Annotated in this window: 22 protein-coding genes; 14 read left to right on the top strand and 8 right to left on the bottom strand. The window is 65.1% G+C overall.

Annotation, left to right across the window (positions count from 1 at the left end; genetic code table 11):
- Position 1: 1 nt before the first annotated feature.
- Complete coding sequence (locus KF715_00895) at positions 2-2,356, top strand: RND family transporter (protein ID MBX3735220.1); 2,355 nt, start codon at positions 2-4, stop codon at positions 2,354-2,356.
- A gap of 39 nt (positions 2,357-2,395) precedes the next feature.
- Here the strand turns inward: KF715_00895 and KF715_00890 are convergent, their stop codons facing one another.
- Both KF715_00890 and KF715_00885 read right to left on the bottom strand, forming a co-directional pair.
- Positions 2,396-5,074: an ABC transporter permease gene (locus KF715_00890; GenBank protein MBX3735219.1), complete on the bottom strand. Its 2,679-nt coding sequence runs from the start codon at positions 5,072-5,074 to the stop codon at positions 2,396-2,398.
- A 9-nt stretch (positions 5,075-5,083) separates the two neighbouring features.
- A complete protein-coding gene (locus KF715_00885; protein MBX3735218.1) occupies positions 5,084-5,419 on the bottom strand; it encodes a PadR family transcriptional regulator in 336 nt (111 codons plus the stop codon).
- A 144-nt stretch (positions 5,420-5,563) separates the two neighbouring features.
- Here KF715_00885 and KF715_00880 point away from each other — a divergent pair, with 144 nt between their 5' ends.
- The 3 genes from KF715_00880 to KF715_00870 are packed head-to-tail and all read left to right on the top strand — an operon-like array spanning position 5,564 to position 8,530.
- Entirely contained in the window at positions 5,564-6,727 is a 1,164-nt protein-coding gene (locus KF715_00880) for an AI-2E family transporter (GenBank protein MBX3735217.1), read from the top strand.
- A 31-nt stretch (positions 6,728-6,758) separates the two neighbouring features.
- Positions 6,759-7,733 carry a hypothetical protein gene (locus KF715_00875; GenBank protein ID MBX3735216.1) on the top strand — a complete coding sequence of 325 codons (975 nt, stop codon included), beginning with the start codon at positions 6,759-6,761 and terminating at the stop codon, positions 7,731-7,733.
- 29 nt (positions 7,734-7,762) lie between these two features.
- Positions 7,763-8,530, top strand: a complete 768-nt coding sequence (locus KF715_00870) for a DUF3108 domain-containing protein (protein MBX3735215.1) — start codon at positions 7,763-7,765, stop codon at positions 8,528-8,530.
- Between the two features lie 15 nt (positions 8,531-8,545).
- Here the strand turns inward: KF715_00870 and KF715_00865 are convergent, their stop codons facing one another.
- On the bottom strand, positions 8,546-9,100 hold the full coding sequence (locus KF715_00865; GenBank protein MBX3735214.1) for a DNA-3-methyladenine glycosylase: 555 nt from the start codon (positions 9,098-9,100) through the stop codon (positions 8,546-8,548).
- A gap of 142 nt (positions 9,101-9,242) precedes the next feature.
- Between KF715_00865 and rplU the strand changes: the two genes are divergently transcribed.
- The 4 genes from rplU (at position 9,243) to KF715_00845 (ending at position 11,188) form a co-directional block, all read left to right on the top strand.
- Positions 9,243-9,557 (top strand): 50S ribosomal protein L21, encoded by a 315-nt coding sequence (rplU, locus tag KF715_00860; protein ID MBX3735213.1) that lies wholly within the window; start codon positions 9,243-9,245, stop codon positions 9,555-9,557.
- Between the two features lie 12 nt (positions 9,558-9,569).
- Entirely contained in the window at positions 9,570-9,809 is a 240-nt protein-coding gene (rpmA, locus tag KF715_00855; GenBank protein ID MBX3735212.1) for a 50S ribosomal protein L27, read from the top strand.
- A 96-nt stretch (positions 9,810-9,905) separates the two neighbouring features.
- Complete coding sequence (locus tag KF715_00850) at positions 9,906-10,262, top strand: hypothetical protein (protein MBX3735211.1); 357 nt, start codon at positions 9,906-9,908, stop codon at positions 10,260-10,262.
- 74 nt (positions 10,263-10,336) lie between these two features.
- Entirely contained in the window at positions 10,337-11,188 is an 852-nt protein-coding gene (locus KF715_00845; GenBank protein MBX3735210.1) for a diaminopimelate epimerase, read from the top strand.
- 64 nt (positions 11,189-11,252) lie between these two features.
- Here KF715_00845 and KF715_00840 read toward each other — a convergent pair whose 3' ends face one another.
- Positions 11,253-11,861, bottom strand: a complete 609-nt coding sequence (locus KF715_00840; protein ID MBX3735209.1) for a redoxin domain-containing protein — start codon at positions 11,859-11,861, stop codon at positions 11,253-11,255.
- Between the two features lie 141 nt (positions 11,862-12,002).
- Between KF715_00840 and KF715_00835 the strand changes: the two genes are divergently transcribed.
- The 5 genes from KF715_00835 (at position 12,003) to dtd (ending at position 17,100) form a co-directional block, all read left to right on the top strand.
- Positions 12,003-13,619, top strand: a complete 1,617-nt coding sequence (locus KF715_00835; GenBank protein MBX3735208.1) for an exosortase/archaeosortase family protein — start codon at positions 12,003-12,005, stop codon at positions 13,617-13,619.
- A gap of 171 nt (positions 13,620-13,790) precedes the next feature.
- Positions 13,791-14,453 carry a sigma-70 family RNA polymerase sigma factor gene (locus KF715_00830; protein ID MBX3735207.1) on the top strand — a complete coding sequence of 221 codons (663 nt, stop codon included), beginning with the start codon at positions 13,791-13,793 and terminating at the stop codon, positions 14,451-14,453.
- On the top strand, positions 14,450-15,277 hold the full coding sequence (locus tag KF715_00825; GenBank protein ID MBX3735206.1) for an anti-sigma factor: 828 nt from the start codon (positions 14,450-14,452) through the stop codon (positions 15,275-15,277). The genes KF715_00830 and KF715_00825 overlap by 4 nt, the downstream gene beginning before the upstream one ends.
- Positions 15,278-15,373: 96 nt before the next feature.
- Positions 15,374-16,561 (top strand): trans-2-enoyl-CoA reductase family protein, encoded by a 1,188-nt coding sequence (locus KF715_00820; protein MBX3735205.1) that lies wholly within the window; start codon positions 15,374-15,376, stop codon positions 16,559-16,561.
- 86 nt (positions 16,562-16,647) lie between these two features.
- The gene (gene dtd / locus KF715_00815) at positions 16,648-17,100 is read left to right on the top strand and encodes a D-tyrosyl-tRNA(Tyr) deacylase (protein MBX3735204.1); all 453 of its coding nucleotides are present in this window, start codon (positions 16,648-16,650) and stop codon (positions 17,098-17,100) included.
- Positions 17,101-17,103: 3 nt separating this feature from the next.
- Here the strand turns inward: dtd and KF715_00810 are convergent, their stop codons facing one another.
- Positions 17,104-17,931, bottom strand: a complete 828-nt coding sequence (locus KF715_00810; GenBank protein ID MBX3735203.1) for an isocitrate lyase/phosphoenolpyruvate mutase family protein — start codon at positions 17,929-17,931, stop codon at positions 17,104-17,106.
- 124 nt (positions 17,932-18,055) lie between these two features.
- Between KF715_00810 and KF715_00805 the strand changes: the two genes are divergently transcribed.
- Positions 18,056-20,251, top strand: coding sequence for a DPP IV N-terminal domain-containing protein (locus tag KF715_00805; GenBank protein MBX3735202.1), 2,196 nt, complete (start codon positions 18,056-18,058; stop codon positions 20,249-20,251).
- 138 nt (positions 20,252-20,389) lie between these two features.
- On the opposite strand, the gene KF715_00800 is transcribed toward KF715_00805, so the two are convergent.
- The 3 genes from KF715_00800 to KF715_00790 all read right to left on the bottom strand — a co-directional run bounded on the left by KF715_00800 (position 20,390) and on the right by KF715_00790 (position 22,157).
- Positions 20,390-21,076, bottom strand: a complete 687-nt coding sequence (locus tag KF715_00800; protein ID MBX3735201.1) for an SDR family oxidoreductase — start codon at positions 21,074-21,076, stop codon at positions 20,390-20,392.
- A gap of 110 nt (positions 21,077-21,186) precedes the next feature.
- Entirely contained in the window at positions 21,187-21,597 is a 411-nt protein-coding gene (locus KF715_00795) for a biopolymer transporter ExbD (protein MBX3735200.1), read from the bottom strand.
- Positions 21,594-22,157, bottom strand: a complete 564-nt coding sequence (locus tag KF715_00790; protein ID MBX3735199.1) for a MotA/TolQ/ExbB proton channel family protein — start codon at positions 22,155-22,157, stop codon at positions 21,594-21,596. The genes KF715_00795 and KF715_00790 overlap by 4 nt, the downstream gene beginning before the upstream one ends.
- Positions 22,158-22,248 lie beyond the last annotated feature (91 nt).

Raw genomic sequence — 22,248 nt, 5'->3', positions numbered from 1 at the left:
CATGCTCGCGCGCGTTGAAGAATTCGTTTTCCGCTACCGCCACGTCACCGTGGCGCTTTTCGCCGTCGCGACGCTCGTGCTGGGTTACTTCGCGAGCCGGACGCACGTCGACGCCAGCTTCAACAAGCAGCTGCCGAGCGACCACGAATACATCCAGAACTTCAAGAAATACCAGGAGCAGTTCGGCGGCGCCAACCGCCTCGTGATCGCGCTCGTCGCTAAAAAAGGCGACATCTTCACGCCCGAATTCTTCCAGACGCTCAAGGCCGCGACCAACGAGGCCTACTACCTTCCCGGCGTGGATCGTGCGCAGGTCACGTCCATCTTCACGCCCAACGTCCGCTACATCGAGGTCGTCGAGGAAGGCTTGAGCGGCGGCAACGTCATCCCCGCCGACTTCGTGCCGACCGCCGCCGGACTCGAACGCGTCCGCCAGAACATCATCAAATCGGGCCGTGTCGGCATGCTCGTCTCGAACGACTTCACTGGCGCCGCAATCATCGTGCAGCTGCTCGATGTCGATCCGCAGACCGGCAAGAAACTCGTCTACGCCGAGGTCGCGGACGCGCTGGAGCAGAAAATCCGGCAGAAATTCGAGTCCGACACCGTCGGCGTGCACATCATCGGCTTCGCCAAAGTCATCGGCGACATCACCGACGGCGCACGCGGCGTGCTCGTGTTCTTCGGCGTCGCGATCGTCATCTCGGCGTTCCTGCTCTACTATTTCTCGCAATCGCTCGCGCTCACGATCCTGCCGCTGATCACGTCCTTCTGCGCGGTCGTCTGGCAGCTCGGCATCCTCAACCTGCTCGGCTTCGGCATCGACCCGCTCTCGATCCTCGTGCCGTTCCTCGTGTTCGCGATCGCGTTGAGCCACGCCACGCAGATGCTCCGCTCGTTCCGCTACGAATACAACGTGGGCGGCACCGAGATGCACGCCGCACGAGCGTCGTTCGCGAATCTCTTCATTCCCGGCACCGTCGCGATCCTCACCGACACCGTCGGCTTCCTCACGATCTGGCTCGTCAAGGTCCCGATCATCCAGGAACTCGCCATCACCGCCTCGATCGGCGTCACGCTCATCATCCTCACCGACCGCTTCATGCTGCCGGTGCTGCTCAGTTACACGAAGATGGCACCCGATTTCCGGCGGCGCGTGAACTTCCGGCGCTTCGCCCTCCAGCCGACCTGGCGTCGCCTCGTCAACTTCACCACCGGCCCGAAATCGTCGCTCGTCATCATCGCCGTGGCTGCGACGCTCTGGGGCTTCGGCCTCTACAAGGCGAAGCAGATCCGCATCGGCGACATGCACGCCGGCGTGCCCGAACTGCGCCAAAGCTCGCGCTACAATCAGGACACCGCCGCGATCACGAAAAAATTCAGCATCGGTGTCGACGTCATCACCATCATCGTCGAGACGGTCCCCAACGGCGTCATCGATCACGACGTGATGTCGCTCGTCGACCACTTCGCCTGGCACATGCGCAACGTCGACGGCGTCCAATCCACGATGGCGATCACCGATCTCGCCCGCACGATCAACGCCGGCTGGAACGAGGGCTCGCTCAAATGGCGCGTCATCGCCCGCAACAAGGACGCCCTCGCCCAATCCGTCTCGCCCGTGGAAACCTCCACCGGCCTGCTCAACAACGACGGCAGCGTCATCCCCGTGATGATCTACCTCAAGGACCACAAGGCCGAGACCATCCAGCGCGTCATCGCCGCCGTGAAGGATTTCCGCGCCGCGCATCAGAGCGACCGCGTGCACTTCCAACTCGCCACCGGCAATGTCGGCGTCATGGCCGCGACCAACGAGGTCGTCGTCGCCGCGCAATTCCCGATGGTGATGTGGCTCTACGTCGCGATCGTCGTGCTCTGCCTGATCTCGTTTCGCTCCTGGCGGGCCACGCTCTGCGTGGTGCTGCCGTTGATCATCGTGTCCGACCTGGCCTACGCGCTCATGGTCTTCCTCGAAATCGGCCTGAAGACCTCGACTCTTCCCGTCGTCGCGCTCGGCGTCGGCATCGGCGTCGACTACGGCATTTATCTCTGTTCGGCGCTGATGGAGCGCCTGCACGAAAAGGGCGACTCGCTCGAGGACGCCATCTGCTTCGCCTACGCGACCATGGGCACATCGGTGGTTTTCACGGGCCTCGCCTTGTCGATCGGCGTCGGCACTTGGGCAATCTCGGCGCTCAAGTTTCAAGCCGACATGGGCGTGCTGCTCGCGTTCATGTTCCTCGTCAACATGCTCGGCGCGATGCTGCTGATGCCTGCGCTCGCCGCCTGGCTCTTCCGTCACAAACGCGGCGCCATCCACGACGCCACGCGCCCGCCGTTTCCGATGACGAAGTGAGGCGCGCCGCCGGCCGTTCGGCGCGCCAACATCCTCCGTTCACTCGCTCCGTAACGTCACCGCCGGATCGACACGCGCCGCCCGCCGGGCTGGAGCCCAACAGGCGAGCGCGGTCGTCCCCAACAGGAGCCCGATGACGCTCCCGAAGACCACGGGCTCCATCGGCGCCAAGCCGAAGAGCACTTTGGAAAGTCCCAACCCCAACAGTGTCGCCACGAGCAGGCCCATCACGACGGCGATAGCCGTGAGTCGCATGCCTTCACGCACCAGGAGCCGCACGACTCGCCGCGCATCCGCGCCGAGCGCCATACGGATGCCGATCTCGCGCGTCCGTTGCGCCACGCCGAACGCCACGACCGCATAAAGCCCCATGACCGACAGGAGCAATGTGATGCCCCCTTGGATGGCCGCCACGGTCATACCCATGCGCAACGGCAGCAGCGCAAACACACTCGAGCCCATCAAGTCCTCCATCGTGCGCACGTCGTAGACCGGCAACTGCGGATCGAGCGCCGCCAGTTCCGCCCGCACCCGCTTCGCTTCCGCGGCCGGCTCGCGACCTGTTGTCCGCACCGTGAGCGTGACCGGCGCGAGCGGCTCCTGCGTCAACGGCACGAAGAACGCCGGCGACGGCGGCTCCGAGAGCATCATGTATTTTGAATTTTCCGTGACCCCCACGACCTCGATCCAGGGGCCGTCCTTCCACGGGCGGAAGCGCTTGCCGATCGCGTCCTGTCCCGGCCAGCACACCTCGGCCATCGCCGCGTTGACCACCGCGACACGCGGAGAGTTCGCCCGATCCGTCTCGTCGATCGTCCGGCCGCGCCGCAACCGGATACCCAGTCCCTCGATGAAACCCGGCGAGACCATCGAAATTTTCACCGACACCACGCCATCCTTCAACTGCGGCGGCGGATTCTCCGGATACGCCTCACGCCCGTTGATCTGGTTGTCGAACGGCATGTGACTCGTCAGTCCGGCCGCCTCGATGCCGGGCAAACCGCGCAACCGCGCGAGCAACTCGCGATTGAACACCTGACCGCGCTCATCGCCGTAGCCCTGCAGCGAAAGATCGTAGGACAGCATCAGCAGCCGCTCGGGCCGGAACCCGAGCTCGACCGACTGCACGCGCCGCAGGCTTTGCAAAAACAATCCGCCGCAAATCAACACGATCAGCGACATCGTCACCTGACCGATGACCAGCAGATCGCGCAAACGGTGACGCCCACCGCCCAACGCCGCCTCCGGACCGCATTTTAGCTGGGCCACGAGATCGATACGCGACGCCCGCAGTGCCGGCAGCAAACCGCTCGCGAGGCCCGCCGCCAGCGAGATCCCGGCGACGAACGCATAGCCCTCCCAACCGGGACGGCCATCGACCGCGATCGGCATGTCGCCTTGCGGTGAGAATCGTTGCATCGCGAAGCCCATGAGGTTGCCCAGGAACCAACCCGCGAGTCCGGCAAACCCGGCCAGCACCAAACTCTCGACCAACAGCTGGCGGATGAGGCGTCCGCGGCTGGCGCCGAGCGCCGCGCGCACGGTCAGCTCGCGTTGCCGCGACGCCGCCCGCGCGATCATCAGGTTAGCCACGTTCGCGCACGCCGTGAAAAGCACCAGCACAACCAATCCGACAAACAGCGCGATGAACACCGGCAGCAATTCCGCCACACTCGGATCGGGCCGCGCCCGGCTCTCGAGCATGACAGTCGACCGATAGTTGCGGTGCTCGCTCGGATATTCCTTAACCAATTGCTCGAGCACGACCGCCGCCTCCGACCTCACCCCATCGAGCGTCGCGCCCGGCTTCATCCGTCCGGTGACGCGCCAGGCCGGCGCGCCGCGCCACTCCGCCACATCCGCCATGCTCGGCCGCAATCGATCGATCGCGCCGACCGGCACCCAGGCGCTCATTGCCAGCATCGAGTGAAAACCATGGAACTGCGCTTGCGCGACGCCGACCACCGTGAACGGCTGCCCATTCAACCGCACCGTGCGACCGACCACACTCGGATCGCCTCCGAAACGGGTTTGCCAGTAATCGTGCGCCAGCACCACCACCGGCGCGGAGCCGCGCGCCTCGCCGTCGGATGGCAACAGCGTCCGACCTGCCGTCGGCGCGATATCGAGTGCCGTGAAGGCGTTCGGCGACACGACCTCGAGCCAGGTTCGCTGTGGGCCTCCTTCGTCGGCACTCACGTTCGCCGCCATCGGCGTCGAAGCCACGAGCGCATCCACGCTCCGCAACCGCGCGCGGTAGTCGCGAAAATCGGGATACGACAGCCCGATCGGCATCTTCATCATGTCCGTGCGGTGCAACACGACGACCAGCCGCTCAGCCGCCGGCAGCGACGACGGCCGCAGGAAAAACATGTTCACCACCCCGAACAGCACATTGTTTACCGCGATCCCGAACGCCAGCGTCAGCACCACCACGATCGCGTAACCCGGCGACTTGGCGATCTGTCGTAGCGCCGAGCGGACATCCTGCCGCAACTCATCGAGCCAGCGCCCGCCGCGCGCATCGCGCGCGCGTTCCTGCACACTCGGCACATTGCCAAACTCCCGCAATGCCGCGTAGCGCGCCTCTTCCGACGTCATGCCGGCCGCGCGCTTCCGCTCCTCGCTCATCTCGAGATGCACGCGCATCTCCTGCGCCATCTCCGCATCCAGTTTCCGCTTCCGCCAATAGGCCCGCAGCTGCTTGAACGGATTCATGATTCCTCCTCAGGTCGCCCTCAGAACCAAATTGATCGCCGCCGAGACGCGTTCCCACGCCTCGGTCTCCTCTGCGAGTTGCTTCCGCCCGGTCGCCGTGAGCGTATAGAACTTCGCCTTCCGGTTGTTCTCCGAGACGCCCCACTCGGAGCGAATCCACCCCTGCTCCTCCAAGCGATAGAGCGCCGGGTAGAGCGAACCCTGCTCCACCAGCAGGACATCTTTCGACATCTGCGCGATGCGCAGCGAAATGCCGAAACCGTGCATCGGTTCGAGCTGCAGCGATTTCAGGATCAGCATGTCGAGCGTCCCCTGCAGCAATTCCTGTTTCTCGTCTTTGGCCATGATCGTCTCTCCTAGAATATCTAGGAGAAGAACATCGCTCCCCTAGACCGTCAAGAGGAAAGCGGCCTGCGGCAAAACTCCCGCGCCTTTTCCAATCGGGCGCTTTGCTCTGGCCAGCGCGCGCCGCGTCGCTTTTCTCCCGACATGGCCGCGGCCGAAGACATTCCGCTCCTCTCTCCGTCCCAGCGCCGGCTCGTCGGCGCCGCACTCGCGTTCGCCGCCGTGGTGGGGATTCTCGCCCTGATCGTCTACAGCGTGCGCATGGTCGGGCTCGTCGTGCATCAATTCTCCGGCGTGATCTGGCCGATCGCGACCGCGGGCATCCTCGCGTTGATCCTGCATCCGTTCGTGGACTTCCTGCAGCGGCGCCTGCGCTTGCGTCCCCTCGCCTCCGTCATCGTTCTCTACGGTGTCGTCGTGCTGGCGGTCGCCGGCGTGCTGCTCGCGGTCGCGCCCGCCGTCATCAGCCAGATCATCGACTTCTTCAGCTACCTCCCGACGCTGTGGCAGCACGTCGTCTCGTGGAGCGAATCGCACTTCCCGGAATGGCTCGCGGTGTTCCGCAAGTATTCCGACGTGCCCGCCGTGAAGAACGCCCTCGCCGCACTCACCGCGCAGGTGCAAGACCTCGCGACCTACATCCTGCCGTCGCTCAAGCAGGCCGGCGCGGGGCTCTTCGGCATTTTTGGTGTGATCGCATCGCTCGCGATCATCCCGGTCTACCTGTTCTTCTTCCTGATGGCCGACGGACGCGATCCGACTAAGCGGCTCGCGGAGCACCTCGTTTTTCTTCGCCCGCATCTGCGGGACGACGTGGTGTTTCTCGCGCGTGAGTTCGTCGGCATCGTCGTCGCGTTTTTCCGCGGCCAGCTGCTCATCGGTCTGATCATGGGCGCACTGCTCGCGGTGGGCTTCTCGCTCGCCGGACTGAAGTTCGGCTTGGCGCTCGGAGTTATCATCGGGTTCCTCAACATCGTGCCGTATCTCGGCTCGATCCTCGGACTCAGCGTCGTCCTCCCGCTCGCGCTGCTCCAACCGGACGGCGGCCTCTGGCTCTTCCTGGCGTGCATCGGCATCTTTGTTGGCGTGCAGATCATCGAGGGCTGGTTCCTCACCCCGCGCATCATGGGGCAGCAAACCGGGTTGCATCCGGTCGCGATCATTTTCGCCGTGTTTTTCTGGGGCGAGGCGCTCGGCGGAATTCTCGGCATGCTCCTGGCCGTGCCGCTGACGGCGTTTTTCGTGACCGCCTGGCGTCTGGTGCGCCGGAAATACTTTCAGGCGTCCGAAGGCGATCAACCCGCCTGACGCTCGCTCCAAGCCACCTGACGTTCCGCCCATGCCTTGGGACGTGCGCTTCGATCACGGAATCTGGCTGCCGCAGATCGGCTGGTGGCTGGATGCTCAGAAATCGACGCCGCGCGCGATCGTCACTCACGGCCACTCGGACCACATCGCGCGTCATCGCGAGGTCGTTTGCACGCGCCCAACCGCGCGGTTCATGCAGGAACGTTTGCCCGGACGCCGCGAGTGCCATGTGCTGGAGTTCGGTCAGACGGAGCAGCTGACGCTCGACTGCACGGTGACGCTCCTGCCCGCCGGTCACATTTTCGGCTCCGCTCTTGTGCGGCTCGAACATGCCGAGCACGGCACGCTCCTCTACACCGGCGACTTTAAGCTCCGCGGCGGACGCGCCGCCGAGACCTGCGCCACACCCCGCGCCGACGTGCTGATCACCGAAAGCACCTTCGGCCTCCCGCGATACGTGATGCCGCCCACCGAGCAAACCGAGGCCGCCATCCTCGAATTCTGCCGCCGCGCACTCGCGGAAGAAATTACGCCGGTGCTGTTCGCCTACGCGCTCGGCAAATCGCAGGAACTGCTGCGCCTGCTCGATAGCGCCGGCCTGCCGGTCTCGCTCCACCCGCGCGCCGCGCGCTTCGCGCGCCTCTACGCCGAACTCGGCGCTGCCATGCCCGCGCACCGCACGCTCGACACCCAAGGCCACCGCGGACACGTCGTGATCGCTCCCGCCGGCGACAAGCTCCTCGACTACGTGCATCCGCGACGCACCGCCGCCGTCACCGGCTGGGCGCTCGACAGCCGCACGCGCTACCAGATGGGCTGCGACGCGGCTTTCCCGCTCTCGGACCATTCCGATTTCAAGGAGCTCCTCGCATTCATCGACCACGTGCAGCCGCGCACGATCTATACCGTGCACGGCTTCGCCCGCGAATTTGCGGCGACCCTCCGGCAGCGCGGCCACGACGCCTGGGCGCTCGGGCGCGGCAACCAGCTGGAACTTTCCTTGTAGCCACCGGACTCAACTTTCACCTTCGCCCCGTGCCCTGCCACCTGCGCCTCCTGCTCCTCCTCGCCCTCTCCGCGTTCGTGAAACTCAATGCCGCTCCATTCACCGGCATGGCCGACGGCGAGCGCTTCGTCTACAAGGTCGGTTTCGCCATCTTCCCGCACGCCGGCGACATCACCATCTCGGCGAAGACCGAGCGGTCGCCCGACGGTCGCATTCTGATGCGCGTGACGACCGAGACCGCCTCGCGTGGAATCGTCCGCGGGCTCTACGAATTCGACAATCTCGCCCATGTGCTCATCGACGTCGCTTCGGGACGCGCATTGACCATTCACGAAACCGGCGAGGACCCGAAACGAAAATCAGATTCCGAAACCAACTTCGACTACGACAAACGCATCGCGCACCACGTCGACCGCAGCCGCCCCGAGCGCAGCGTCGACCTGCCGATTCCCGCGGGTGATCCGATCGACCTCATCAGCGCGTTGGTGCAGACGCGCGACTGGAACCTGAAGCCCGGCGAGAAACGCGAGGTGCTCATGTTCTTCGGCCGCGACCTCTACCCGCTCTCGATCTACGCGGAAAATTACGAAGAAGTCCGCACTCCGATCGGCAAATTCAAGACCCTCGTCCTCGTGCCACGCATGGACAAGGATCCCAAAGGGCTCTTCAAAAAAGGCGGCGAAATCAAAGTGTGGATCGCGCAGGACGGCTCGCGCCTCCCCGTGAAGATGCAGCTGAAGCTCAAGTTCGGCACCGCCTCGCTGCTGATGACCGACTACGCGGCTGCCGCGAAATAGCGCGCGGCGTTGCGATCAAGCGCGCGGCACCAGCCGGCGAATATCTTCCGGCGCGAGGCGAAAGCGCCACGGCTTCGCGGCCCAGATCGGCCCCGCGTAGTCGATGCCCACGCGCGGACCTCGGACGATTTTCCCCGGAGGAATCACGATACCGTGATCCTCGAGATGCAGCCCGCTCGATGGCGCAGCCGGCGCGGCGTTGAGTGCGCGATCAATGCGAAGTTGTTTCGTCACGCGCCCCGGCCCGATCGCACCCGAGACGCCGCGAATGAGAATCGCCGCGGGAAAACCTGCCGGACCCGTCACGAGATTCAGCATCTCGTGAATCCCGTAGCACAGGTAAACATACCAGACGCCGCCGGAGCCGAACATCACCTGCGTCCGTGGCGTGCGGCCCTTGCTGGCGTGGCACGCGAGATCGCGCTCTCCCACATAAGCCTCCGTCTCAACGATTACCCGTTCTTCGCGCCCCGCAGCGGTTGTTCGCACGAGCACCTTGCCGAGGAGGGCGCGCGCCAAGCCCACGGTCCCTCGGCCCTGCCATTTTTCGGGGGAAATCACGCGCGCCATCTTCGTGATTTGACGCGCCTCGAGCCCTTCCGCAAGCTGCGCCTCGTCAGCGCGAAGCCCAATTTCACTCGGGAAATCGCGAACTGAAAATAAATCCTTGCACACCCTCCGGGCGCTCCCCTTATTTCGGCCCTTTGAATTTATGAAAGCCACTATCAAGACACAGGGCAAACAGTTCTCCGTGAGCGAAGGCGACATCCTCATCGTGAACCGCTACCCGAAGACCGAAGCCGGCTCCACGGTGGAAATCACCGAGGTCCTCGCCGCTGGCGAAGGTGAAAACTTCAAGGTCGGCACGCCGTTCCTCTCGGGCGCGTCCGTCAAGGCCAAGGTCCTTGAGAACAAGCGCGGCAAAAAGGTCGTCGTCTTCAAGAAGAAGAAGCGCAAGGGCTACGAAAAGAAGCGTGGCCATCGCCAAGAGCTTTCCGTCATCAAAATCGAATCCATCAGCGCCTAAGGAACTACTGCCATGGCTCACAAGAAAGGTCAGGGAACATCCAGCAACGGCCGCGACAGCCACTCCAAGCGTCTTGGTGTGAAGGTCTTCGGCGGCCAGAAGATCCTCGCCGGCGGCATCATCGTCCGTCAGCGCGGCTCCAAGCACCACGCCGGCGACGGCGTCGGCACCGGCCGCGATTGGACGCTGTTCGCGCTCCGCGACGGCACCGTCCAGTTCGACAAGGCTCACCGCAAGGTGAACGTCGTCTAAGCCGACTTCGCTAATTGACTTTCAAGGCGCACCCGAGGGTGCGCCTTTTGTTTGGCCGGGCTTGCCGCCTCGCCACCCCTCTTCCACCTTCCCGCCGTGTCCGACCGGCTCGAAGAACTCCGCCACCAGCGCGCACTGCTCCAGCAACATCTCGCGTGGATCGATGCCGAGATTGCGGCCGCGACGCGAACGCCTCCCGCGCCGGGCATGCCATCGACGACCGATCAGCCGGATCGTCACTCCCACTCTGTCCGCGCGCCCGTCGCATCACCCGCGCTCGAGGCACAACCGGCCGCGGCGGAGCTCGCCCCCTTCATCGCCGAGCAAAAAAACGCCCCGGCTGACTCCGCGCAGGAAGCCAAGCGCGGCTGCATCCTGGCGTTCTCGCTGTTGCTCCTGATCCTCGGCGCGGCGGTTCTCGCGTGGTATCTTTATTTCCGCGCGACCCACTGAGCATCCTCCCCAGCTAATGTGCCGCATTGCGGCGTTGCCCTCCGTCCGGTCCGGGCGATACCCCTTCCCCTCGGATGCGCTTCCACAAATATCACGCCTTGGGCAACGACTACCTCGTCATGAATCCAGCCGATCACCCGCGCTGGACCGCACCGAGCTCCGAGCAGATTCGCACCATCTGCCACCGCAACTACGGCGCCGGCTCAGACGGAATTCTCTGGGGTCCGATCCGCACCGCCCGCGCGTCGTTCGGTCTGCGCATCTTCAACCCCGACGGCTCTGAGGCCGAAAAATCCGGCAACGGGCTCCGCATCTTCGCCCGCTATCTGTTCGATCAGAAGAAGGTCGGCGACATCCCTTTCACCATCGAGACTGCTGGCGGTGTCGTGGAGGCGGTCGTGCGCGACGGCGGCAAATCGATCACGATCGCGATGGGGAGAGTTTCGTTCTCCAGCGAGCGCATTCCTGTCGCCGGACCGCAGCGGGAGGTCGTGAACGAAAAAATGGCGATCCAGGACCGGGAGTTCACATTCACCGCAGCGACAATCGGCAACCCGCACTGCGTGATACCGCTGGACGAGATTTCCGAGTCCCTCGCCCGCCGCTATGGACCGGTGATCGAGATCCATGCCAATTTTCCGAAGCGCACCAACGTGCAGTTCCTCAAGATCATCGATCGAGCCAACATTCAGATCGAAATCTGGGAGCGCGGCGCCGGTTACACTCTCGCCTCCGGCAGCAGTTCGAGCGCGGCCGCTGCGGCGGCACATCGCTTGGGTTTCGTCGATCGCGATGTCACCGTGCACATGCCCGGCGGCCAAATTCGCATCGAGATCGGGGATGAGTTTTCGATCAGGATGACGGGGCCGGTGATTCGTGTCGGCGAGGGGCAGCTCGATCCAGAGCTGTTCGCCGTAAAGGTCTGAGCCTGTGCCCAACAAAAAGCCGGAGCGATCGCTCCGGCTTCGCGCGGTAATGGGGCGGCCGCTTTCAGTATTTCACGGAGCAACCGTAGGGCGCGGTCGAAGCGTGCGTGACCGGCTTGCCGCTCTTCAATTCGGTGAGCGCGGTCGTCACGTAGTTGGTCGCCTTGGCGATGTCATCGGGATTCGCGGAGCGAATGCTATCGATGCCGCCTTGGTAAGCGAGCGTGCCGTCCGGAGTGATGATGAACAGGTGCGGCGTCGTGCGCGCGTCGTAGAGATGACCGACCTTGCCGTCCTGGTCGCGGAAGTAGGCGGTCGCGACCGCGCCGACGCCGCTCTGCCACGCCTTCGCCTTGGTCACATCATAGTCGCCCTCGTTGCCCGGCGCCGCGGAGTTGATCTGCAGCCACACGACACCGTCGGCCGCGGCGGCCTTCTGCGTGTTCTGCATGTTCGTCGATTTGTTGTAGTGTTTGCGGACGAACGGACAATCGGGGTTCACCCATTCGAGCACGACCGTCTTGCCTTTGAACGAGGACAACGAATGCGGCTGCCCGTTCAAATCGGTGAGGGTGAAATCGGGCGCTGACTGGCCCACCTCGAGCGAGGCATGGGCGATGGCGGCGGCGGAAAGCGCGGCCGCGAGACTGAGGAGTGACGTGATGCGGTTCATGGGATTCGCGCTTACCAAAGCCAACTTCGCCGCGTCGTCAAAACTCGGGGCGGTGGAAGAAGGTGCGCCCGTTTCCACCTGCACACGGGGAGAATGCGCCTTGCCCGTGCCGTGAGCCAAACTAGTTTCCGCAGCGCAACGATGCCCGCTGCGCCCGCCCCCTCACGCTCCCTTCGCGACTGGTTTTCGTCTCCGGTCGGATGGGTGACCGTGCCGCTCGTGGCATTCACGGCGGCGTTCATCGCGATGGTCGGCGACGAGTGGCGGCGAAACCCCGACCTCTCGCATGGGCTGTTCGCCCCTGTCGTCTTCGCGCTGCTGATCTGGGAAGGCGCGCGCCGCGGCACGCAACGCTGGCTCCCGCGCTCGCGCTGGTTCGCCGCCGCCGCCGCCGGCCTGACGCTGGTCGCGCTCGTCCTGTTCGGGGCCGCCGGGCTGCTCGCGGCCACGGTCGGCTGGGGACATGCATTGGTGAATTGCGTGCTCGCCCTCGCACTCGTCGCCGCGTGGCTGGGCGCCTGGGTCGTGCTGGCCGACGCACGCGTGCGCGTGCTGCCGTTCAACTGGGTCATTTTCACCGCCCTCGTGCTCTGGGTGCTGGCCTCGCCGATTCCCGACGGCACCTATCGGCGGGTGACGATGACGCTGCAACACGGCGTCACCACCGGTGTGCTCGACGCCCTGCACATCCTCGGCATCCCCGCGCGGCAAATGGGCAACGTCATCGAACTCGCCTCGACGAGCGTGGGCGTGGAGGAAGCCTGCAGCGGCATCCGGTCGCTGATCTCCTGCCTTTACGCGGGTTTCTTCTTCGCCGCCTGGCTCGTGCGCGGTTTCGGACGGCGACTGTTCCTGATCCTGTCGGCTCCTGTGCTTGCGATCGTGATGAACTTCATCCGCTCGCTCACTCTGACTCTGCTGGCGAACAACGGCGTCGACATCGCGGGTTTCTGGCACGACGCGACCGGCTACGCGATCCTCGCACTCACCTCGCTCGCGCTCGCCGGCTTCGCGGCATTGATGAGTGCGCCGCCATCGCCAGCCGCGCCCGTCGGCGACGTCCGCGATTTCACCTCGACCCCGCGCACACCGTTCGCGCTGCTCGCGGGTGCTAGCGCACTCGCGGTCGCCCTCGGAATTTTTTTCGCGTCGTTCAATCGCCCCGCGCCCGCGCCGTCCGCGTCGACGCTGACCTCCGCCGCGTCGCTGATCCCGGAATCCGCCACTGGCTGGGAAGTGCGCAACTCGGACGATCTCTACCAATTCTCCGACATCCTGCGCACCCGTGATCTCGCCGAGCGGACCTATCTCCGACGCGGCCCGCACGGTGTCGTCCAAGTGACGCTCTACATCGCCCACTGGCGGCCCGGCGAAGCCTCCGTGAGCGTCGTCGCCTCCCACACGCCCGACGCGTGTTGGCCCGGCGGCGGCTGGAACGTCGGCCCGGTCGCCTCGCCGCAAGAGCGCCTCACCGTCGGTGATCGCGTGCTGCCCACCGCCGAGCACCGCTTTTTCACCAAAGGCACATTGCCGCAGCACGTGTGGTTCTGGCACGTCTACAACGACCGCCCGATCAACTACCGCGATCCGTATTCCGTCCCCGCCTTGTTCGAAATCGCCTGGCGCTACGGCTTCCGTCGCGAAGGCAGCCAGTATTTCATCCGCTTCTCGAGCAACCAGCCGTGGGAAAACCTCGCGCAGGAGCCGCTCGTGCAGGAAATCTTCCGCCGCCTCGCGACCATCGGACTCACCCCATGATCTTCTCCACTACCCGACAGGAACGCAAAATCCTCGCCTGCGTCGCCGCCCTGCTCGCCTTGGGCGTGATTGGCCTGCTCGTGCTCTGAGTCCGGGCAGAACCATGTTGCCAAGCCGTTCGCCCGCCGAAACCCTGCATCCTCCCGACCGCTCCACGCGTATTCCGATGAAATGCTCACGGCCATCGTCTCACCGTTTCCCTCCGCCGGCTGGCTCAGCCGCGCAGAGCCGGTGCGCCCGCGCATGACCCCAGTCGCAGCCAACCCATCGACGCCCGACCCGGCCGAAGAGCACCGCCGGCTCGCCGCCGCGCTCGCCCGCGGCGACAAGGAGGCACTGGCGCGCCTCTACGACCTCCTCGCCAAGCCGCTCTACTCCCTCGCGCTCCGCATCACCAACGACACCGCCGAGGCGCAGGACATCATTCAGGACGTTTTCCTCCAGCTCTGGAACAAGGCTGTGGACTACGAGCCGTCGCGCGGCAGCTACTTTTCCTGGGCCGCCACTCTGACGCGGAATCGCGCGCTCGACCGCATCCGCATGCGCACCCGCCGCGCCGAGATCGTCCAGGAATCCGCCGCCGAAATCCTGCCCTCCGGCGACAACGATCTCGATTCCAGCGACAGCCTTTGGCTTCGGGAAAAAGCCAGCGCCGTCCGCGCCGCGCTCACCGCGCTCCCCTCGGAACAGAAAGACGCCATCGAACTCGCCTTCTTCCGCGGGCTCACCCAACAGCAGATCGCCGAGCACCTCGGTGAACCGCTCGGCACCGTCAAGGCTCGCATCCGGCGCGGCCTCCTCCGGTTGCGCGACCAGCTTTCGACCCGGCTATGAGCACGGAACGCCACGAGGAACTCGCCGCGCTCTACGCCCTCGGCTTGCTTGAGGGCGAGGAAAAGCGCTCGTTCGAAGCGGACCTGGCTGGCAATCCCGCCTTGCGCACCATCGTGGATGAATTGAGCGACTCCTCCGCCGCGCTCGCGCTCGCAGTGCCCCAGGTCGCGCCGCCGCGCGAGTTGCGCGACCGCATCCTCTCCGCCGCTGCGACGCCCGCCGCGAGTCCATCCACCGCGACCGTGGTTGCGTTTCCGCTGGCTCGCGTCCTGCCCTGGGCCGCAGCCGCCTGCCTCGCCGTCAGCACCGTTTTCTTCGCCGCCCGCACCCTCTCGCTTCGCTCCGAAAACGACGCGCTGCGCACCGAGCGCCAGCTCGCCGAAGTCGCCTATCAAATGGCTCAATCAAAGCTGAGCGAGCGCTCGCTCCTCGCCGAGCGGATGATCGCCGACCTCGGCGCGAAGCTGAAACACACGGAAGATCTCAGCCGCCTGAAGATCACCGCGCTCGCCTCGCTCGCCGGCAACTCCGCCGAAGCCAAAGCCATCGCCGTCTGGGATCCCGAGCAACAAAGCGGCCTGCTCACCGTGGAAAAGCTGCCCGCCGTCGCCGCCGAGCAGGATTATCAAATTTGGGTCATCGACCCGCAGTATCCGATCCCCGTCGACGGCGGCGTCTTCAAGCCCGACGCCGACGGCAAGGCCGTCCTCACCTTCAAGGGCGACAAACCCGTGAAACAAGCCTCCGCCTTCGCGATCAGCCTCGAGAAAAAAGGCGGCGTCCCGAAAGCGGAAGGTCCGCTCGTGTTGCTCGGCAAATTCTGAGCCGCTGCGCACCGGCGCGCGGGCTGGCGAGCATAATTTTCCGGAGCGAAAGTTGACTCTTGTCACTCGGCGGACCGCCGAAAGACTCGCGCGCGTATGATCATCAAACCGAAGGTCCGCGGCTTCGTCTGCGTGACTGCCCATCCCACGGGTTGTGCCGCACACATCCAAGAGCAGATCGACTACGTGAAGTCCAAGGGCCCGATCCAGAACGGCCCGCGCAACGCGCTCATCATCGGCGCGTCGACCGGCTACGGTCTGGGCTCGCGCATCGCCGCCGCGTTCGGTTCCGGCGCGAAGTCGCTCGGCGTGTTCTTCGAACGCCCCTCCGAGGACGGCCGTCCCGCCACTCCCGGCTGGTATAACACCATCGCTTTCACCAACGCCGCCCGCGCCGCCGGTCTCTACGCGGCGAACATCAACGGCGACGCGTTCTCCGACGACATCAAGAAACAAGCGCTCGAGATCATCGCGCGCGACATGGGCCCGATCGACCTCGTCGTCTATTCGCTCGCCTCGCCACGCCGCACCCATCCGCGCACCGGCGTCGTCCACAAGTCGACCCTGCAGCCCATCGCCGCCCCCTACACCAACAAGACCGTCGACACCGACAAGGGCATCGTCAGCGAAGTCACCATCGAGCCCGCCGACGAAGCCGGCATCGCCGACACCATCGCCGTCATGGGCGGTGAAGACTGGGAGATGTGGATGAAAGCGCTCGCCGACGCGAACCTGCTCGCCCCCGGCGCCACCGCGATGGCCTACTCTTACATCGGGCCGCACCACACCTGGCCCGTCTACAAAGATGGCACCATCGGTCGCGCCAAAATCGATCTCGAACGCGCCGCCCGCGCCATCGATGCGCAACTCAAGGCCCACGGCAACGGCCGCGCCTTCATCTCGGTCAACAAGGCCCTCGTCACGCAGGCCAGCTCCGCCATCCCGGTCGTGCCGCTCTACATTTCCATCCTCTACAAGGTCATGAAGGAAATGGGACTCCACGAAGGCTGCGTCGAACAGATGCAGCGCCTCTTCGCGACCCAACTCTACAACGGCAACCAACCGAAGCTCGACAGCGAAGGCCGCGTCCGCGTCGACGATTGGGAAATGCGCCCCGACGTGCAGGCGAAGGTCGCCGAAATCTGGCCGCACGTCACGACCGAGAACTTGGCGCAACTGACCGACATCGCGGGCTACCGCGCCGAGTTCCTCAAGCTCTTCGGCTTCGGCCTGCCCGGCATCAACTACGACGCCGACGTCGAGCCGCATGTGCCGATGGTTTGAGGCCTCCGGCGATCAGCAATCAGCGATCAGGTTTCCGCCCGCGTCGCATTCGCTGATTGCTGAAAGCTGACAACTGACCGCTCCCCATGCGAGTTGTCGTCCAACGCGTCGCACACGCCAAGGTCACTGTCGAAGGCCGCGTCACCGGCGAGATCGGTCGCGGCCTTCTCATTTTTCAGGGCATCGTGCCGAGCGACACTGCCGCCGACGGCGAATGGCTCGCGCAGAAACTCACCAAGCTTCGCATTTTCGAGGACGCGGACGGGAAGATGAACCTCTCCGTCAGCGATATCGCCGGCGGCATCCTGCTCGTGAGCCAGTTTACGCTCCACGCCAGCACCGCCAAGGGCACGCGTCCGTCGTTCAACGCCGCCGCCCGCCCGGAAATCGCTCGCCCGCTCTACGAGCTCTTCCAACAACAGCTGGCCACCGCCCTCGGCCGTCCCGTCGCGACCGGCGAGTTCGGCGCGATGATGCAGGTCGCCCTCGTGAACGACGGCCCCGTCACGCTCGTGATCGACTCGCACCAACGCGAGTGACGCTCACGCGCGCAGCCACGGTTTCACATCGCTGCCCTTGAGGATCCGGTCGCAATAGCCGAACGTGCCTCTGTCGAGGATCTCCCGCGCCGCCGCATCGACGCCACTCAGTGCCGCGCGGTAAAGCGAAGCCGCCAGACTCACGCGCTTCACTCCCGCCGCCTCGAGCTCGCGCAGCCCCAAGTCCATCCCGGCGATGCTCGCCATGATGTTGACCGGCTTGCCGACCGCCATGCACACGCGCCGGATATCCTCGATTCTCCGCAAGCCCGGCGCGAAGAGCACATCGGCACCCGCCGCCGCATAAGCCTGTAGACGCCGGATCGTCTCATCGACTCCGCCCTGCCCGTCGTGCAGCAGGTTTTCGGCGCGCGCTGTGACCACAAAAGGGATTCCGAGCGCGCGCGCCGCGGTCACCGCTGCAGCCACGCGCTCCGCAGCCTGGCCGACCTCGAACAACGGCGCCGCCTGATCGCCGGTGAAATCCTCGATCGATCCCCCGGCGAGCCCCGCCTCCGCCGCGAGCCGGATCGTCTCGGCGACAACGGCCGGCTCCACGCCGAAACCATTCTCCAGATCCGCCGACACCGGGATGTCCACCGCCTGCGCGATCAGCCGCGCGTGCGTCAGCGCCTCGTCGCGCGTGATGCGGTTGTCCGCCTTGCCGAGTAACGCCGCCGCCGCCGCGCTCGACGTGGCGAGTGCCTTGAAGCCGCGCGCTTCGAGCAGGCGCGCCGAGACCGCGTCCCAAGGGTTCGGAATGACGAAGATGCCGGGCGCTCCGTGCAGATCCCGCAAACACTGGGCTTTCGCCGCCAGATTCGTGCTCATGCTTCCATGGCAACGTCCCGACCGACGGCTGACGAGCGCGAAGCCGGCACCCACCGGCACAGCGCGCACCATTTCCCGGCGAAAGCTCCGTGGACATTTCCGGACGACTGGTTTCCCTTCCGCCATGCGCTCACTGCTGCCCCACGCATTGGCCGTCGCGTTGCTCGCGACCGCCGTTCGCGCCGAAGACGACCCCAACCTCACCTACTTCCGCGATCTCGCCGAGACCCGGAACTACACGCTCGGCCGACCCGTCTCGCCCAAGCTGACTCCCGACGGCGAGCACGTGATCTTTCTCCGTGCCCAGTCGCGCAACCCCACCCTGCGCCTCTACGAATTCACGGTGGCGGACGGTCAGGAGCGCGAATTGCTCTCGCCGGAGCAAATCCTCGCCGGCGCCGAGGAGAAACTCACCGCCGAGGAAAAGGCACGCCGCGAACGCCAGCGCCAAAGCCTGCGCGGCTTCACCTCGTTCGAGATGTCGCGCGACGGCGCGCGCTTGCTCGTCGTCCTTTCCGGCAAGCTCTACGTCGTCGACCGCTCCGACCTGAAATTCACCGCGCTCCCCGGCCAGAACTGGGTCGACCCGCGCTTTTCCCCCGACGGCAAATCCGTCGCCGCCGCGAAGGATCGTGAACTCTTCGTCATCGATCTCGCGACCAACCGCGAGCGCCAGCTCACGAGCGGCGCGACTGAGTTCGTGAGCCACGGCATTTCCGAGTTCGTGGCGCAGGAGGAGATGAAGCGCGACGAGGGCTACTGGTGGTCGCCCGATTCCACGACGCTGCTCTATCAGGAAACCGACGAGAGCGCCGTGGAGACGCGCTACATCGCCAACGCACTTCACCCGGAGGAAAAACCGACGACCTTCGCCTACCCGAAGGCCGGCTCCGCCAACGCCAAAGTTCGCCTCGGCCTGATGTCCGCCGCCGGCGGCACGACGACGTGGGTGCGCTGGGACTCCGAGCGCTATCCCTATCTCGCCCGCGTCAGTTGGACGAATCCACGCGCGCCGCTCACGATTCTCGTGCAGAATCGCGAACAGACGGCACAGCTCCTCCTCACGGTGGACCCGCAAACGGGAACGACAAACGAACTGCTCAAGGAAACCGACGCCGCGTGGCTGAATCTCGACTACGACAGCGATGTCCCCCTCTGGGTGAAGGACGGCTCGCGCTTCCTCTGGACCACCGAGCGACGGGGCGCGTGGCAAGTCGAACTGCGCGACTCCTCCGGCATGTTCGTCCGCGAACTCACGCCCTCCAGCTTCACCTTCCGCGGACTGGTTGGCCTCGACGAAAATGCCGGACAGGTGTTCGTGAAAGGCAGCCTCGACGCCCGCGAGGTGCACCTTTGGCGCTTCCCGCTCGCTGGCGGGCCCGGCACGCAACTCACCCGCGAGACGGGCCATCACAACGCCGTGATCGGTGCGAGCGGCACGCGGCTGGTGCACACTTACGATCGCTTCAACGGCACCTACGGCGTGCAAGTCGTCGATGCCAACGGCCAACCGCTCGCCGTGCTCCGCAGCGTCGCCGAAGCCCTGCCCCGCCGGCCGACGACCGAGCTCACGCAAACCAAGAGCGCGCCGCAGTTCGACGCCGCCATCACGCGTCCGCGGAATTACGAAGCCGGAAAGAAATACCCCGTGATCCTTTCCGTCTACGCGGGCCCGACAGCCAAGCGGGTCAACGCCGTGGTGCGCGACTACCTTCCCGATCAGTGGATGGCGGACCAAGGCTACATCGTCGTCCGCCTCGACGGCCGCGGCACGCCGTGGAAGGGCCGCGATTGGGAGCGCGTGATCAAAGGCAACTTCATCGACGTCGCGCTCAACGACCAGATTGCCGGCCTCACCGCGCTCGCCAGCCAGTATCCGGAGCTCGACCTCGCGCGCGTCGGCGTGACCGGCTGGTCGTTCGGCGGCTATTTCAGCGCGATGGCCACGATTCGCCGACCGGACTTCTTCCGCGCCGGCGTCGCCGGGGCGCCGGTCGTCACCTGGGAGAACTACGACACGCACTACACCGAACGCTACCTTGGGCTGCCCCAAGCCGCGCCGGACGCCTACCACGTCAGCGACGTGACGACCTACGCTCACGAGTTGCGCCGTCCGCTGATGCTCATCCACGGACTCACGGACGATAACGTGTATTTCCAACACACGCTGCAACTCGCCGACGCGCTCTTCCTGGCCGGCAAACCTTACGAACTGCTCCCGATGCTGGGCACGCACATGGTGAGTGACCCGGTGGTGAAGCTGCGCCAGCAACAGCGCATCATGGAGTTCTTCAATCTGAACCTGAAGGGCGCCCAGTAATCGGCTGCGCTCGCGGCCCGCGAAGCAGATCGCTGCGATGGATCATCGCTCCCGCTCGTAGCGGGCGCAGTCTTGCTCTCCGGTCCGCTCGCCCCGGCTTGTCACAATGCCCGCACCCAACGCTGCGTCCGCTGCGCCTTACTCGTGCGCGTAGCGTGGGACGGTGGCGGGGCGGCCGTTGTCCTTGGGGCCGAGTTGCAGGATGAAAGGTGCCGCCGTCTTAGCCCACTCGTCGGGTTTCACATGGCCGCTCGCGCCGTCGGACCAAGCTTGGCGCAGCATGTCGGTGTCGATCACGCCCGGATTCAGCGGCACCGCCGCCATGCCCTTCGGTAACTCCTGCGCGAGCGCCTGCGTGAGTCCCTCGATGGCGAACTTCGACGCGCAATACGGCGCGACCTCGGGCGATGTGCTCCGGCCCCAGCCCGAACTGAGCGTGACGATCGTGCCGCTCCCGCGCGCGATCATGGGCGGCGCGAAATGGCGGATGACGGTCGCGACGCCTTTGACGTTGATGTCGATGAGGCGGTTGAATTCCTGCGCCGGCACTTTCCAGAGTGGCGCGGGCTGGTTCATCACGGCCGCGTTGCAGATGAGGATGTCGGGCGCGACATCCGGTCCACAAAGCTTGGTCGCCCAGATGGCAACCTTGGTTTCATCGGCCACATCCACGACGGAGAAATCGTGCGGCGCAGGATGAGTGAAGCGCAGATCGAGGATCTCGGCACTGCGGCCACAACCGGCGACCGTATGCCCGTTGGCGATATACCACTCGGCGAGCGCACGGCCGAGTCCCTTGGTGACACCGGTGATGACGATGAACATGCCGGCAGCTTTAAGCGGTAAGCTTTGGGCGAAAAGCTCAATCAGCCGGACAAATCATGCCCGGACGCGCAGCTCCTTCGCGTAACGCCGATGGCGCTCGGGCTAGCGCCTCAGCGCGACTGCAGCCGGATCTTGTTCAGGCCGTTCTTGCGGCAGATATCCATCGCGCCGGTGATGTGGCGCAGCGGCGTGTTCTCGTCGGAACGGATCAGGACGGTCACATCCTTGCTGATGCCGCCGAGTTCGTTGATGAGCTTTTCCAGTTCGTCGATCGTCACTTTGCGGCTGCGGGCGCCGGTCTGGAAGGTGAACTCGCCCTCCTTGGTGATCGTGATGGTGATCGAGTCCTTGAGCTCGCTCTTGCCGGCGGTTTCCACCTTCGGGAGCGTCAGGTTCATCGTCGCGACCGAGCGAAACTGCATGGTGACGAACGCAAAGAAGATCAGCATGACGAGCACGTCGATCAACGGCACGAGGTTCATCTCGGGCCGCTTGCGCCGGCGCTGGTAGAGGCTGCTCATGACTGCCGATTGCGGCTGAGCACGCGCTCGAGGATCACGTCGATCTGCACGGCGTAGTTCTCCACTTTGCGCTGCAGGTAACCACCGCCGACGAGCGACGGGATCGCGATGCAAAGACCGATGACCGTGGCGGAGAGAGCGAGGGCGACGCCCTTGGTGAAAGCGACGGGATCTGGCAGGCCGGTTTCGGGCGAGATCTGTGAGAACACTTGAAGCAGGCCAGTGACCGTGCCGGTGAGGCCAATGAGCGGCGCGGCGGCGTAGATGACGTCGAGATACGGGATGCCGCGCTCCATGCGGTTGATTTCGAGACGGGCGAAGGCCTTCACGGCATCGGGGTCGTCCTTGTGCTGCCCGGCGTAATCGAGCACGCGCGCGAGCACCGAGTGTTTGCCGCCGGCGTAGGCCTTGTTCTGGAAGACCGCATCGACGAGGTCGTCAGGCAGCACCGCCGCTTTGCGGAGGGAGTAGATGCGTTCGCAGATGATGAAAACTGCGGCGATCGAACAAAGAGCCAGTGGGTAAATCAGGAGGCCTGCGCCCCGGAAGACGTCGAACATGGGAAGATTTGGAGTGAACCGGGCAGTAGGACTCGCACAAGCCGGAAAAGGTTCATCATTTGCCCGGGATTTTTCCTATGACGCTCCGGAC

Origin of the sequence: Candidatus Didemnitutus sp., assembly GCA_019634575.1 — a bacterium.
Classification (GTDB): domain Bacteria; phylum Verrucomicrobiota; class Verrucomicrobiia; order Opitutales; family Opitutaceae; genus Didemnitutus.
The sequence above is the reverse complement of the archived record's forward strand: the minus strand, read 5'-3'. Positions and strand labels throughout refer to the sequence as shown.